Source organism: Pseudomonas sp. NPDC087612, assembly GCF_044743505.1.
GTDB lineage: Bacteria > Pseudomonadota > Gammaproteobacteria > Pseudomonadales > Pseudomonadaceae > Aquipseudomonas.
Map to the genome: position 1 here is coordinate 399,045 of NZ_JBIUWO010000004.1, position 13,883 is coordinate 412,927.

Consider the following 13,883-nt stretch of genomic DNA (forward strand, 5'->3'; position numbering starts at 1 on the left):
CATTAGTATCAGTAGACGAACCGCCAATGGCGTGGCCTGCTGAGCCCAGGCGCAACGGTCAGCGAGGCGTGACAGGCAATGGCCAACCTATGGAAAGGATTTTCCACCTACAGCGTAATTGGCATTGCCAATACCCTGGTTCATTGGCAGCTGTTTTTCGTCCTGCGGGTCGAGTTCGACCTGAGCCAGGCCCTGAGCAACCTGCTGGCGTTTTGTGTTGCCGCGAGCCTTTCCTACTACGTCAATGCGCTCTACACCTTCGCCGTGCCGCCCTCGATCGGCCGCTACCTGCTGTTCATGCTGTGTCTGGGCACGGTCAGCCTGGCGGTGGGTTGGCTGGGCGACCACTGGCGGCTGCACGGGATGATCACGGTAGTGAGTTTTTCCCTGATCAGCCTGACCTGCGGCTTCCTGCTGGCCAAATGGCTGGTGTTTCGCGGGGCCGAGTCATGAACGTCTCGCTGATCGTGCCGGTGTTCAACGAAGAACAGGCGCTCAGACTGTTTTACCAGGCTGTGCGTCAAGAACCCTCGTTGCAGGCACACTGCATTGAAATCGTCTTCATCAACGACGGCAGCAGCGACCGCACCGCCGAGGTCGCCCGTTCGCTCGCGCTGGCGGACAGGGACGTGGTGCTGATCAACTTCTCGCGCAACTTCGGTAAGGAACCGGCACTGTTCGCCGGCCTGGAGTACGCCAGCGGTGACGCCGTGGTACCCATGGATGTTGACCTGCAAGACCCGGTAGCGGTGGTTGCGCAGTTGATCGACGCGTGGCGCGACGGTGCCGACGTGGTCCTGGCCAAGCGTCGGGATCGCTCCAGCGATGGTTACCTGAAGCGTCGCAGCGCCTCGCTGTTCTATCGTCTGCTTAACCGTATTGCCTACACCCATATTGAAGAAAACGTCGGCGATTTTCGCCTGATGGACCGCAAGGTGGTGGACGTGATCAAGACCTTGCCCGAGCAGCAGTTGTTCATGAAGGGGGTGCTGTCGTGGGCGGGGTTCAACGTCGCCATCGTCGAATACGACCGCGCGCCGAGGGCGGTGGGGCGCAGCAAGTTCAACGTCTGGCGGCTGTGGAACCTGGCGCTGGACGGCATAACTTCGTTCAGCACCTGGCCTTTGCGCTTGTGGAGTTATGTCGGCGCATGCATCTCGTTGTTGGCGTTGCTGTACGCCGGTTACCTGGTAGTGGACAAGCTACTGTTCGGCAATGAGGTGCCCGGATATCCGTCATTGATGACAGCGATACTGTTTCTGGGCGGGGTGCAACTGATCGGTATCGGCATATTGGGGGAGTACATCGGCCGTATCTACATGGAGGCCAAGCATCGACCCCGGTATGTGGTCAAAGAGATCGTCAGGGCCAATGGCACGAGCTATCGAAAGGGGGCCAAGCGTGTTGGCGAGTGAACGGGTGTTAAGCCCCCAACAGGTGCTGTTGTTTTTTATTGTTCTGTCCCTGGCTTACGTGTTTCCCATTGTTCATGCCGACTACGCCTATGTGGATGACAACTGGCGGGCGTTGCTGCAGGCCCAGGGCGCCTGGCGCAATCAAGGCAGAATTCTGCTCGAGTGGCTGTACAAGGTACTGACCTTCAGCCAGGCAACGATCAATATCTTCCCGATGCCCTTGCTGATCAGCATTGTTGCCCTGGCCATGGCCATGGCGCGCCTGACGTTGTGGCTGTTTCCTCGCCCCGGGATTACCAGATGCCTGGTGATCCTGCCAGTGCTATGCAATCCGTTTTTCCTCGGCAATCTGACCTATCAATACGACGGTCCGGGGATGGTGCTGGCGCTGGTCGCGGTGATCTATGCAATAACCTGCCGGGTTGAACATCGCACTATTCGCACGCTGCTGGCGGCCCTGTTGATTGCCGTAACGCTGAGCCTATATCAACTGAGCATCAGCCTGTTTATTGGCTTGTGCATTGTCGAGTTCATCCGCGGGGTAAGAGACAAGGTTGCGCTGCAGGCAGTGCTGGTGATGCTTGTGGAGCGGCTTGTGCAACTGGTAGTCGGTGGCCTGATGTATTTTCTTACCGCCTACCCACTGGCTGTCGATACCCGCGGCAGCCACCTGCCCGTTGATCAGCAGTGGCTCGGTGTGGTGTGGCAGAAGTTGTGCGTTTCAATGCAGATGCTGGGCTTGCTGATGGCCTCTGCGGGCAATGTGCTGACGCTTGCCCTGCTATTGGGGGCAGGTGCCGGTTTTGTATTGCTCATGGGAAACATTCGCCAGATGCACGGGCGGCCGTCCGCCAGGTTTGGCGTTGCGCTGCTGTACCTGCTCAGCCCGGTGGCCCTGGTCTGGAGTGTGCCGGGCATGATGCTGTTTCTTGCCGAGCCCAACCTTGAGGCTCGAAACTTCATCGGCTTTTCGCCAGTGCTGGTTTTACTGTTGTTGTTCAGTCACGAGTTGCTGGGGCGGGTCTGGCCGGGATTGCGCTGGCTGTTGATCTTGCCAACGCTGTTCATGTTTGCCTTCAGCTATGCCTATGGCCAGGTGATCATCGCCAAGAAAGAACTTGAATCAGCCATGGCGCACTACATTGCCAATGACCTGGTATCACGCAGTGAGCTGCGCGACGTAAACAGGTACAACTACCTGAGGGCACCCGGTGACGGTAACTGGTTGCCCAGAGGACATGGCGCCATCACCCACATGCCGCTACTGAGATACATCCTCAGCGGCTCCAATTCGGTGTTGCATGCGCAGTTTTTTCCCCGGCTGGGGATCAATAATGTCATTGGCGGTGAACGCTCGGACTTTGAGCGGTTGGTGGCGGCAGGGGGCATGGGCGCGCCGCTGGTGGACAACCGGTTCTATTCGATCTACGTCACCGGTGAGCAGGGCTTCATTGTCATGAAGCCCATCCTGGAAGATGAAAACTACAATCACAACTGGCCCCGCGTCCCCTAGCGTTACCGATTTTCAGGCCGCCGCCACCTCTTGCGGCTCGAAGCTGTCCGCCCGCGCCATCTGCCACATCCGCGAATAGAACTCGCCGTTGACCTCGCCGCTGAGCAATTCACCCGGCTTGAGGAACACATGCATCTGCGAGAACAGCTTGATCTCGGTGGCCGAGATGCGCCGCACCAGGTGCTTGGCTTGCAGTTGCGAGGGGTGATCGAGGCCGGCGGCGGCGAGCATTTCAGCCAGGGCCTTGAGGGTGTTGTGGTGAAAGTTGTGCACCCGCTGGGCCTTGTCGGGCACCACCAGGGCGCGCTGGCGCAGCGGGTCCTGGGTGGCAACGCCAGTCGGGCACTTGTTGGTGTGGCAGCTTTGCGACTGGATGCAGCCGATGGCAAACATGAAGCCGCGCGCCGAGTTGGCCCAGTCGGCGCCGATGGCCAGGACGCTGGCGATGTCGAAGGCGCTGACGATCTTGCCGCTGGCGCCGAGCTTGATCTTGTCGCGCAGGTTCAGGCCCACCAGGGTGTTGTGCACGAACAGCAGGCCTTCGCGCAGTGGCACGCCGATATGGTCGGTAAACTCCACCGGCGCCGCGCCGGTGCCGCCTTCCTTGCCGTCGACGACGATGAAGTCAGGCAGGATGCCGGTTTCCAGCATGGCCTTGGCGATGCCCATGAACTCCCAGGGGTGGCCGAGGCAGAACTTGAAGCCCACCGGTTTGCCACCTGACAGTTCACGCAATTGGGCGATGAACTGCATCATCTCGATCGGGGTAGAGAACGCACTGTGGCGTGACGGCGAGATGCAGTCTTCACCCATCATTACCCCGCGGGTTTCGGCGATTTCGCGGGTGACCTTGTGCTTGGGCAGGATGCCGCCGTGGCCGGGTTTGGCGCCCTGGCTCATCTTGATTTCGATCATCCGCACTTGCGGGTTGCGCGCCTGCTCGGCAAAGCGCTCGGGGTCAAAGCGCCCGTCCGAGGTGCGGCAGCCAAAGTAGCCGCTGCCCAGTTCCCAGGTCAGGTCGCCACCGTGTTCGCGGTGGTAGGGGCTGATGCTGCCTTCACCGGTGTCGTGGGCGAAGTTGCCCAGCTTGGCGCCCTGGTTCAGGGCACGGATGGCGTTGGCGCTGAGTGAGCCGAAGCTCATCGCCGAGATATTGAACACCGACGCCGAGTACGGCTGCGTGCACTGCGGGCCGCCGACGATTACCCGAAAGCTCGACGGGTCGCTGAGCGGCGCCGGGCGCATGGAGTGGCCGATGAACTCGAAACCGGACTGGTACACGTCGATCAGGGTGCCGAAAGGCTTGTCCGAAGCTTCGTTCTTGGCCCGCGCATACACCAGCGAGCGCTGCGCCCGGGAAAACGGCAGGGCATCGCTGTCGGCTTCAAGCAAGTACTGGCGGATTTCCGGGCGAATGCCTTCGACCAGGTAGCGGATATTGCCCAGGATCGGGTAGTTGCGGCGCACCGCGTGACGGCTTTGCAGCAGGTCGCCAAGGCCGATCAGGCTGAGCACGGCGGTCACCAGGGTGAACGGCCACAGCCATTCGTGGTGGAGGAAGGGCAGGCTGACCAGGGTGAACAACACACAGGCAGCGAAGAAGGCGTAGCGGCTGAGAAGTGACAGGCTCATACGGTTTCCTTGCGATGGCACGGTCAGGCTCAGGGCCTGGACAAACCCCGACCTTAGCCCGGTTGGGGTTTCCAGCGCCAGCCCGCAGCGCGCAAGGGCTGCAAGCTTCATCTTGGAATCGAAAATCATTTGTATTTGCGAGCAATTGATATGTTATATAGTATCAGTTCTTGTTCGTTCATTTTCCCAAGAGGCTTGGCCATGAAACCCGGCATTCACCCCGACTATCGCCCCGTGCTGTTCCACGACACTGCCGCCGATGTGTACTTCCTGATCGGCTCGACCGTCGACACTGACCGCAGCCACACCCATAGCGACGGCAAAACCTACCCCTACGTGGCCCTGGATGTTTCCAGCGCCTCGCATCCGATCTATACCGGCCAGCAACGCAAGACCACGGTCGAAGGTCGGGTGGCCGGTTTCAACAAGCGCTTTGCCGGGTTCGCCGCGCCGCAGGTCAAGTGACCAGAGCAGCATCGCGGATCAGGCGCTCGCGCCATTCGCCATGCGCCGCCAGTTCATCTTCTGCATTGAACTGGAGCTTGCCGGCAATCAGCGTCGCCACCGGCACACCATCGCGATAAAGCAGGCGATTGCCGCTGACTGCAGGCACCTTGCTGCCCGGCAGCAGGGTGCCGACCAGGTTCAGCGGGTCGCTGGCGCTGATCGCCACCAGGCTGCCATCGAGCGGGCGCCGGCGCACTTCGCGTAGCAGTGCCACGGCCTCGGGCAGGGCGAACTGCTCGCCGGCCAGGCCGCTGATAAAGCGCCCGCCACGGATTTCGCCGCGGGCTTCCAGGCGGTGGTAGCAGCGCAGCAGCTCGCGCCAGCTGGGCAGCCAGTCGGCCTCGCGATCCAGCAAGCGCCAGCACATCACGCCATAGCGGCGCAGCAAGGTGCGGGCGATGTGTTCAAGGTCCTCGTCACGCTTGGCAGTGGGGTTGCGCAACAGCGCCCAGCGCCCGGCGTCTTCCATACCGCCGAACAACGGCCCGCGACCGCGGCGATGGCTACGGCCCTGGCGTTTGCTCGCCGGGGTAATCAGTGCACGCAGGCCGGCAAAGCTGTCGGCGCTGATCAAACCGGCGGCCACCAGCTCTTGCAAGGCGTTTTCCAGTTCGCTGGGCAGCAGGTGGGCGTCGTGCACCAGCTCATCGAAGAACAATGCGCCGTGTTCGCTCAACACCGTGTGTACGCGTTGGGCACGCAGGCCCAGTTCGCTGCTGTCCAGCGCCGGGCTCAGGGCCCGCCACAAGCCCAGGCGGGGGCGTGGCAACAGCACCAGCGGCGTGCTGCGCAGGGTGCTCGCCGCGGCGCTCGGGGCCAGGCGCGCCCAGGCATATTTGCCGGCGCGGCAGGCTTCGTCGAGCCAGCGCGGGCTGTAGTCCTTGAGCCGGGTGGGCAGCAGGTCGCTTTCCCAGGCCGCCGCCGCTGCGGGGTAACCTTCGAACTGATCGAGCACGGCGCTCAGCGCGGCCTGGCCTTGCAGGCGCGAGCCGGGTGCCAGGTGCTGCCAGTCGAACAGAAAGCGGGTGAAGTCCTGCAGGCTGACCGGTTCGATTTCCCGGCGCAGGCGCTTGATGGTGTAGCGATGAATCCGCGCCAGCAGGTGCCGTTCGCACCATTGCAGCGCTTGCTGGCCCGGTTGCTGGTTCGGTTGCTGATTTGGTTGAAAGTAGTACCCGCGCATCACGTAGCCTTCGCCTTCCAGGCGGGCCAGGGCCTGCTCGATGGCGCTGACCGGCAGTTGCAGCGGCGCGGCAATCTGCTCGGTCGTCAGCGGGCCGAAGCCGCTCAGGCGTGCGCGCAGCAGCTCGACCAATGCGGCTTCGGCGTCCATGGCCTGATCAAAGCCGGGCAGGGCGCTGACGTCGGGTGTCAGGGGCGCGTTTGGGTACAGGGCGCGCAGCAGCATCAGGCGTTCGCGGGCCAGCCACAATGCTTGGCCACCGCTCAGTTGCAGGCGGCAGGCGCGGCCTTCATTGCCCAGCGCCGCCAGCCACTCTTGCCAGCCGTCATTGGCCTCGGCTTCGGCCTGGCTGATGCAGGCCAGGCTCATCAGAGCCTCATGCATTTCATCGCTGCGGGTGGGCGTCGGCCACGCCTCGCTTTGTACGGCGGCGATGGCCTGCGGGTCGAGCGCGCCGAGGTCATCGCTGCTTTGCGCCTCGTTCCAGCGGCGATTGAGTACGGCCTGGGTGCGTCGTTCTTCTAGCGGCGCATCATCCAGGAAGGTATAGGGCCGGGCGTTGAGAATGGCCGAGGCCAGCGGCGAAGGCGCGGGCAGGTCACGGGCAATCAGCGTGATCTGGCCGTGCTCGATACGCCGCAGCAGCGCCAGCCAGCCTTCGCTGTCCATGGCTTCGTGCAGGCAGTCGTCGAGGGTCTGCTCGACCAGCGGGTGATCGGGAATCTGCCGCTCGCCGGCGAGGTTTTCCAGGCAGGCGATCTGGTCGGGGAACACTGCGGCTATCAGGTCTTCGCTTTTCATCCGCTGGATTTGCGGCGCCACCTTGCGCCCGCCGACAAAACGCGGCAGGGCCAGCGCGGTGCCGGCATTCCAGCGCCAGCGCACGCCGAACAGCGGCGCATCGAGCAGGGCCTGAATCAGCACCGCCTCGGCGCTGTTGCTGTGCAGGTAACGCCAGACCTCTTCGAGGGCAAAACTGTGGCTGGCCGACAGCGACAGGACAATCGCATCTTCGCTGGCCGCCGCCTGCAGCTCGAAGTTGAAGGTACGGCAGAAGCGCTTGCGCAGGGCCAGGCCCCAGGCGCGGTTGATGCGGCTGCCGAACGGTGAATGGATGATCAGCTGGGTGCCGCCGGACTCGTCGAAAAAGCGCTCCATCACCAGGGTCTGCTGCGAGGGCAGGGCGCCGAGCACCTGGCGAGTATGGGCCAGGTATTCAAGCAACTGCTCGGCGCTGTCCAGGCCCAGGCTCAGCTCGGCCGTCAGCCAGTCGAGCAGCGGTTGCAACTGGCCGTCGGCAGCGCCCAGGCGCTGGTCGATCTCGCCTTGCAAGCGTGCCACGCCTGCCGACAACTCGTCACTGCGCCCCGGCGCTTCACCGAGCCAGAACGGGATGCTCGGCGGCAGGCCCTTGGCGTCCTCGACCCGCACCCGGCCGCTTTCCACGCGCAGGATGCGGTAAGAGGCGTTGCCCAGCTGGAAGATATCGCCAGCGATGCTTTCCACCGCGAAGTCTTCGTTGACCGTGCCGATGTTCAGGCTCTGCGGTTCGAGCACCACGCTGTAGTCGGCGTTATCGGGGATGGTGCCGCCGCTGGTCAGCGCCGTCAGTTGCGCGCCACGGCGCCCGCGCAGGGTACCGTTGACCGCATCGCGGTGCAGATAGGCGCTGCGGATACCCTGGCGACCGTTGAAGCCTTCACCGAGCATGCGCAGCAGCGCCTGGTAGTGGCCTTGATCCAGCTCGGCGTAGGGCATGGCCCGGCGCAGGCAGTCGAACAGCGCCTGTTCATGCCACTCCTGGTTGCTGACTTCGGCGACGATCTGTTGCGCCAATACGTCCAGCGGTGCCTGCGGCACCTGCAGGCGGTCGAGCTCGCCGCGGCGCACGCAATCGAGCAACGCTGCGCATTCGATCAGGTCATCGCGCGAGAGCGGGAACAGCCGGCCCTTGGGCGTGCCCTCGACCTGGTGGCCGGAGCGCCCGACCCTTTGCAAAAACGCCGCAATTGAGCCAGGCGAGCCGATCTGGCAGACCAGCTCGACCTCACCGATATCGATGCCCAGCTCCAGCGAGGCGGTGGCTACCAGGACCTGCAGCTCACCACGCTTGAGCCGTTGCTCGGCGTCCAGGCGGTACTCCTTGGCCATGCTGCCGTGGTGCGCGGCCACGGCGTCGCGGCCCAGGCGTTCACTCAAATGGCGGGTCAGGCGCTCGGCCAGGCGCCGGGTGTTGACGAACACCAGGGTGGTGCGGTGCTCGCGGGCCAAGGCCGCCAGGCGATCGTAGACCAGGCCCCAGACATCCGTGGCCATCACCGCACCAAGCGGCACCGGCGGCACTTCCAGGCCCAGGTCGCGGGGGCGGGCATGGCCGATATCGACAATCGCGCACTCGCGCCCCTGGCCCACCAGAAACTGCGCCACGCGCTCGACCGGGCGTTGCGTGGCCGACAGGCCGATGCGTCGCAGCGGCCGCCCGCACAGCGCTTCAAGGCGTTCCAGGCTCAGGGCCAGATGGCTGCCGCGCTTGTTGCCGGCCAGGGCGTGGATTTCGTCGACGATTACCGTGTGCACGCTGGCCAGGCCCTGGCGCCCGGAGGCCGAGCCGAGCAATACATACAGCGATTCGGGGGTGGTCACCAGAATATGCGGCGCCTGGCGGCGCATGGCTGTGCGCTCTTTTTGCGGGGTATCGCCGCTGCGCACCACCGTGCGGATTTCCAGCGGCGCCAGGCCTTGCTCGGCCAGTACCGCGTTGATCCCGGCCAGCGGCGCCTGCAGGTTGATCTGGATATCGTTGGACAGCGCCTTGAGTGGCGAGACGTAGACCACCTGGGTCTGGTCCGGCAACTGGCCGGCGGCCAGGCCCTGCACGAACAGCTCGTCGAGGATGGCCAGGAAGGCAGTGAGGGTTTTGCCCGAGCCGGTAGGCGCTGCCACCAACAACGATTGCCCGCTGCCGATCAACGGCCAGGCCCGGGCCTGGGCGGCGGTGACCGTCGGGAACTGGCGCTCGAACCAGGTGCGGACCGCGGGGTGGAAGGCGTCCAGTTCCGGGTGCTTGCAGGCGGGTAGGTTCATGGCCTGTTTATGCGGCCAATGGCGCGGGCTTGCAAGGGGCGTTCGTCAGACCGGCCCAGGATTGAAAGGCACCTGCCAACATGTGATCCTTGCGCGCTTTCCTGTTCACGAGCGTCCCATGAGCAAAACCATCCGCATCGCCGCCGCCCTCCTGCTTGACCCGCAAGGCCGTACCCTGCTGGTGCGCAAGCGCGGTACCCAGGCGTTCATGCAGCCTGGTGGCAAGATCGAGGCCGACGAGCAGCCGGTCAGCGCCCTGGCCCGCGAGCTGTTCGAGGAGCTGGGCTTGGCGATCGAGGCGCAGGACGCCGAGTACCTGGGGCAATTCAGTGCCCCGGCCGCCAACGAGCCGGGTTTTGTCGTCCAGGCCGAGATTTTCAAGGTGCACACCGCCATGCCGGTCGAGCCTGCCGCGGAAATCGAAGAGGTGGTCTGGGTCTCGGCGCGCAAACAACTGACCCTGGAGCTGGCGCCGTTGACCCGGGACTTGATTCTGCCGCTGTACCGGCAGTTAACTACAGCACCTGCCTGATCTCACTTGCAAAGGAATGCCGATGATCCCCACCCATGAATGGCTGCTGTTTATCGGCGCCGCGCTGCTGATGGTGCTCACCCCCGGGCCAAACATGATCTACCTGATTTCCCGTTCGATCTGCCAGGGCCGCATGGCCGGGGTGACGTCGCTGCTGGGGGTGGTCGGCGGCTTTCTGGTGCACATGACGGCCGCAGCCATTGGCCTGACTGCATTGTTCATGGCCGTGCCGCTGGCCTACGACCTGCTCAAGTGGGCCGGTGCCGGCTACCTGCTGTGGCTGGCCTGGCAGGCGGTCAAGCCGGGTGCCCGTTCGCCGTTCGAGCCTCGTGAGCTGGCGCCGGACTCGCCGCGCAAACTGGTGTTGATGGGTTTTCTGACCAGCGTGCTCAACCCCAAGGTGGCGGTGTTCTACCTCTCGGTGCTGCCGCAGTTCGTCTCGCCGGAAAACGGCTCGGTGCTGCTCCAGAGCCTGGCCCTGGGCCTGACCCAGATCGCCGTAAGCTTTTCGGTCAACCTGCTGATCGCATTGTTCGCCGCCGGCATCGCCGGTTGGTTTGTGCGCTACCCGCTGTGGCTGATGCTGCAGCGCTACGTGATGGGTTTCGTCCTGGCCGGCCTGGCGTTGCGCCTGGTGCAGGAGCAACGCCGGGCCGTGTAAGGCTCAGCGTACCGCGCTGACGCCATCGAGGGTCGAGAACGAGGTGTCCTTGGCGGTCAGCAGAAAATCGCGCATGTACGGCGCATCGAGCATGTCGCTGCGCACCGCCGCGTAGAGCGTGGCGAACAGGCCTTTCTCGCCCAGGCGCTTGGCCTTCACGTAGCCGCGCGAACTGTACTCGTGCAAGGCCCAGTGCGGCATGCCGCAGACCCCGCGGCCGCTGGCCACCAGTTGCATCATCATCACCGTCAATTCGGCCGTGCGCACCTGCGCGGGCTCGACGTCGGCCGGCTCCAGGAAGCGGGTGAAGATATCCAGGCGGTCACGTTCTACCGGGTAGGTGATCAGGGTTTCCGTGGCCAGGTCTTCCGGCACCATGTACGGCTTGTGCGCCAACGGGTGCTGGTTGGCCACGGCGAGCATGGCTTCGTAGGTAAACAGCGGCACGTAGGTGATGCCGCTGAGCTCCAGCGGGTCGGAGGTCACCACCAGGTCGAGGTCGCCGCGGGCCAGCGCCGGCAGCGGGGCGAAGGCAAAGCCCGAGGCCAGGTCCAGTTCGACCTCCGGCCAGGCATCGCGGAACTGGTCGATGGTCGGCATCAGCCACTGGAAGCAACTATGGCATTCGATGGCCATGTGCAGGCGCCCGGCAGTGCCGCCGGCCAGGCGGGCGATGTCACGCTCGGCGCCGCGCAACAATGGCAGGGTGGCATCGGCCAGCTGCAGCAGGCGCAGGCCGGCGCTGGTAAAACGCAGCGGCTTGGTCTTGCGCATGAACAGCGGCATGCCCAGGCGCTCCTCGAGCTCCTTGAACTGATGGGACAGTGCCGACTGGGTCAGGTGCAGGCGTTCAGCGGCCTCGACCAGGCTGTCGGCTTCGCGCAAGGCGTGCAGGGTTTTCAGGTGGCGAATTTCCAGCACCGAGGGGCTCCATGAGTAAATTTTGAGATGAACACGAATTTATTGAGTTTGTCTCATGTTGGTCTGGCTGTCGACAATAGCGTCATCTTTTACAGGGAGGACGTTTTCTCATGGCACTGGCCCACAACCTTGGTTTCCCGCGCATCGGCGCTGACCGCGAACTGAAAAAAGCACAAGAAGCCTACTGGAAAGGCGATCTCGATCAGGCCGGCCTTGAAGCCGTTGGCCGCGAACTGCGTGCCCGTCACTGGCAGGTGCAGAAAGACGCCGGGATCGAGCTGCTGCCGGTTGGCGACTTTGCCTGGTACGACCAGGTGCTGACTCACTCGCTGACCTTCGGTGCAATTCCCGAGCGCTTCGCCCAGGTTACCGGTGATAACGGCCTGCCGACCCTCGATACCCTGTTCGCCATGGCCCGTGGCGCCAGCACCTGCTGCGGTGCCAGCCACGGCCAGACGCAATATGCGCAAGAGCTGACCAAGTGGTTCGACACCAACTACCACTACCTAGTCCCGGAATTCAGTGCTGACCAGCGCTTTCTGCTCAGTTGGGAGCAACTGTTCGAAGAAGTCGCCGAAGCCCAGGCCCTCGGCCACGCGGTGAAACCGGTGCTGATCGGCCCGCTGACCTACCTGTGGCTGGGCAAGGCCAAGGGCGGCGAGTTCGACAAGCTCGACCTGCTTGAGCGCCTGCTGCCGGTGTACGGTGAAATCCTCAGCCGCCTGTCGCGCCAGGGTGTGGAGTGGGTGCAGATCGACGAGCCGATCCTTGGCCTGGACCTGCCGCAGGAATGGAAGAACGCCTTCGAACGTGCCTACCACATCCTCCAGTACTCGCCCCTGAAGAAACTGGTCGCCACCTACTTCAGTGGCCTGGAAGACAACCTCGGCCTGGCCGTCGGCCTACCGGTGGATGGCCTGCACATCGACCTGGTGCGCGCCCCGGAACAACTGCCGGCCGTGCTCGATCGCCTGCCAACCTACAAGGTACTGTCGCTGGGTGTGGTCAACGGCCGCAACGTCTGGCGCTGCGACCTGGACAAGGCACTGGAGCAGCTGCAACAGGCCCAGCAGCGCTTCGGTGCCAACCTCTGGGTCGCCGGTTCCTGCTCGTTGCTGCACAGTCCCGTGGACCTCTCCCGTGAAGACAAGCTCGATGCCGAGCTGAAAAGCTGGCTGGCCTTCGCCGTGCAAAAGTGTGAAGAGATCGCCGTGCTGGCCAAGGCCCTGGATACCCCGCACTTGCCAGCAGTACAAAACGCCCTGAGCCACAGCCGCGCGGTACAGAAAAGCCGTGCCGAGTCGCCACGCATTCACAAGCCGCAGGTCCAGGCGCGCCTGGCCGCCGTCACCGCTGCCGATAGCCGGCGTCAGTCGGCCTTCGCCCAGCGTATCGAAGCCCAGCGTCAGCGCCTGCAATTGCCGGCGTTCCCGACCACCACCATCGGTTCTTTCCCGCAGACCTCGGCGATCCGTCTGGCGCGTCAGGCCTTTAAGCAGGGCAAGCTCTCGGCCAACGATTACACCGATGCCATGCACAGCGAGATTCGCCACGCCGTGCAGGTCCAGGAACGCCTGGGCCTGGACGTGCTGGTGCACGGTGAAGCCGAGCGCAATGACATGGTCGAGTACTTTGCCGAGCAACTGGACGGCTATGCCTTCACCCGCTTTGGCTGGGTGCAGAGCTACGGCTCGCGTTGCGTAAAGCCTGCGATCATCTACGGCGACCTCAGCCGTCCGCAGGCCATGACCGTGGCCTGGATCGAATACGCCCAGCGCCTGACCAGCAAGGTCATGAAGGGCATGCTGACGGGCCCGGTGACCATGCTGATGTGGTCGTTCCCGCGCGAAGACGTGTCGCGCAAGATCCAGGCCGAGCAACTGGCGCTGGCCATTCGTGACGAAGTGCAGGACCTGGAAGCCGCCGGCATCAAGATCGTGCAGATCGACGAAGCCGCGTTCCGTGAAGGTCTGCCGCTGCGCCGGGCGCAATGGCAGCAATACCTGGGTTGGGCGGTGGAAGCCTTCCGCCTGTGCTCAAGCGGCGTGCGCGATGAAACCCAGATCCACACCCACATGTGCTACAGCGAGTTCAACGATGTGATCGAAGCGATCGCGGCCATGGACGCCGACGTCATCACCATCGAGACTTCACGTTCGGACATGGAGTTGCTGGAGGCCTTCGAAGCTTTCGACTACCCCAACGACATCGGCCCGGGCGTCTACGACATCCACTCACCGCGGGTGCCGGACACGGCCGAGATGGTCAAATTGATGAGCAAGGCGGTCAAGCGCATCCCGGCTGAACGCCTGTGGGTCAACCCGGACTGCGGCCTGAAGACCCGCGCCTGGCCGGAGACTGAAGCTGCGTTAATCAATATGGTCGCGGCGGCGCGGCAACTGCGCAGCGAACTGGCGTAGAGCGCGAGCCGGGCA

Annotated in this window: 10 protein-coding genes; 7 read left to right on the forward strand and 3 right to left on the reverse strand. The window is 63.8% G+C overall.

All coding sequences use genetic code 11. The annotated features are described in order from the left end of the window. Positions 1-78: 78 nt before the first annotated feature. From ACIOVF_RS10695 to ACIOVF_RS10705, 3 genes are read left to right on the forward strand one after another with little or no spacing between them, the layout of a single operon-like run. The gene (locus tag ACIOVF_RS10695; RefSeq protein WP_045197682.1) at positions 79-453 is read left to right on the forward strand and encodes a GtrA family protein; all 375 of its coding nucleotides are present in this window, start codon (positions 79-81) and stop codon (positions 451-453) included. Then, positions 450-1,415 carry a glycosyltransferase family 2 protein gene (locus ACIOVF_RS10700; protein WP_045197683.1) on the forward strand — a complete coding sequence of 322 codons (966 nt, stop codon included), beginning with the start codon at positions 450-452 and terminating at the stop codon, positions 1,413-1,415. Before ACIOVF_RS10695 ends, ACIOVF_RS10700 begins: the two co-directional genes overlap by 4 nt. Beyond that, on the forward strand, positions 1,402-2,928 hold the full coding sequence (locus ACIOVF_RS10705) for a glucosyltransferase domain-containing protein (protein ID WP_401289306.1): 1,527 nt from the start codon (positions 1,402-1,404) through the stop codon (positions 2,926-2,928). The genes ACIOVF_RS10700 and ACIOVF_RS10705 overlap by 14 nt, the downstream gene beginning before the upstream one ends. 12 nt (positions 2,929-2,940) lie before the next feature. Here ACIOVF_RS10705 and ACIOVF_RS10710 read toward each other — a convergent pair whose 3' ends face one another. Then, positions 2,941-4,560: an FMN-binding glutamate synthase family protein gene (locus ACIOVF_RS10710; RefSeq protein ID WP_401289309.1), complete on the reverse strand. Its 1,620-nt coding sequence runs from the start codon at positions 4,558-4,560 to the stop codon at positions 2,941-2,943. A 201-nt stretch (positions 4,561-4,761) separates the two neighbouring features. On the opposite strand from ACIOVF_RS10710, the gene ACIOVF_RS10715 reads away from it, so the two are divergent. Next, entirely contained in the window at positions 4,762-5,025 is a 264-nt protein-coding gene (locus ACIOVF_RS10715; RefSeq protein ID WP_045197685.1) for a type B 50S ribosomal protein L31, read from the forward strand. Here ACIOVF_RS10715 and ACIOVF_RS10720 read toward each other — a convergent pair. Then, positions 5,018-9,334, reverse strand: coding sequence for a DEAD/DEAH box helicase (locus ACIOVF_RS10720; RefSeq protein WP_401289312.1), 4,317 nt, complete (start codon positions 9,332-9,334; stop codon positions 5,018-5,020). The genes ACIOVF_RS10715 and ACIOVF_RS10720 overlap by 8 nt on opposite strands. A gap of 118 nt (positions 9,335-9,452) precedes the next feature. Between ACIOVF_RS10720 and ACIOVF_RS10725 the strand changes: the two genes are divergently transcribed. Continuing rightward, positions 9,453-9,866, forward strand: coding sequence for an NUDIX domain-containing protein (locus ACIOVF_RS10725; RefSeq protein WP_045197688.1), 414 nt, complete (start codon positions 9,453-9,455; stop codon positions 9,864-9,866). 22 nt (positions 9,867-9,888) lie between these two features. Beyond that, positions 9,889-10,527 carry a LysE family translocator gene (locus ACIOVF_RS10730; protein WP_045197690.1) on the forward strand — a complete coding sequence of 213 codons (639 nt, stop codon included), beginning with the start codon at positions 9,889-9,891 and terminating at the stop codon, positions 10,525-10,527. A 3-nt stretch (positions 10,528-10,530) separates the two neighbouring features. Here ACIOVF_RS10730 and metR read toward each other — a convergent pair whose 3' ends face one another. Next, the gene (gene metR / locus ACIOVF_RS10735; RefSeq protein WP_045197692.1) at positions 10,531-11,448 is read right to left on the reverse strand and encodes a transcriptional regulator MetR; all 918 of its coding nucleotides are present in this window, start codon (positions 11,446-11,448) and stop codon (positions 10,531-10,533) included. A 110-nt stretch (positions 11,449-11,558) separates the two neighbouring features. Here metR and metE point away from each other — a divergent pair, with 110 nt between their 5' ends. Further along, entirely contained in the window at positions 11,559-13,868 is a 2,310-nt protein-coding gene (gene metE / locus ACIOVF_RS10740; protein ID WP_401289317.1) for a 5-methyltetrahydropteroyltriglutamate--homocysteine S-methyltransferase, read from the forward strand. Positions 13,869-13,883: the final 15 nt, after the last annotated feature.

Excerpts from the sequence above, each read along its gene's own strand:
- ACIOVF_RS10695 (WP_045197682.1), top strand. The coding sequence starts at position 79 with ATGGCCAACCTATGGAAAGGATTTTCCACCTACAGCGTAATTGGCATT.
- ACIOVF_RS10700 (WP_045197683.1), top strand. The coding sequence starts at position 450 with ATGAACGTCTCGCTGATCGTGCCGGTGTTCAACGAAGAACAGGCGCTC.
- ACIOVF_RS10710 (WP_401289309.1), bottom strand. The coding sequence starts at position 4,560 with ATGAGCCTGTCACTTCTCAGCCGCTACGCCTTCTTCGCTGCCTGTGTG.
- ACIOVF_RS10715 (WP_045197685.1), top strand. The coding sequence starts at position 4,762 with ATGAAACCCGGCATTCACCCCGACTATCGCCCCGTGCTGTTCCACGAC.
- ACIOVF_RS10720 (WP_401289312.1), bottom strand. The coding sequence starts at position 9,334 with ATGAACCTACCCGCCTGCAAGCACCCGGAACTGGACGCCTTCCACCCC.
- ACIOVF_RS10725 (WP_045197688.1), top strand. The coding sequence starts at position 9,453 with ATGAGCAAAACCATCCGCATCGCCGCCGCCCTCCTGCTTGACCCGCAA.
- ACIOVF_RS10730 (WP_045197690.1), top strand. The coding sequence starts at position 9,889 with ATGATCCCCACCCATGAATGGCTGCTGTTTATCGGCGCCGCGCTGCTG.
- metE (WP_401289317.1), top strand. The coding sequence starts at position 11,559 with ATGGCACTGGCCCACAACCTTGGTTTCCCGCGCATCGGCGCTGACCGC.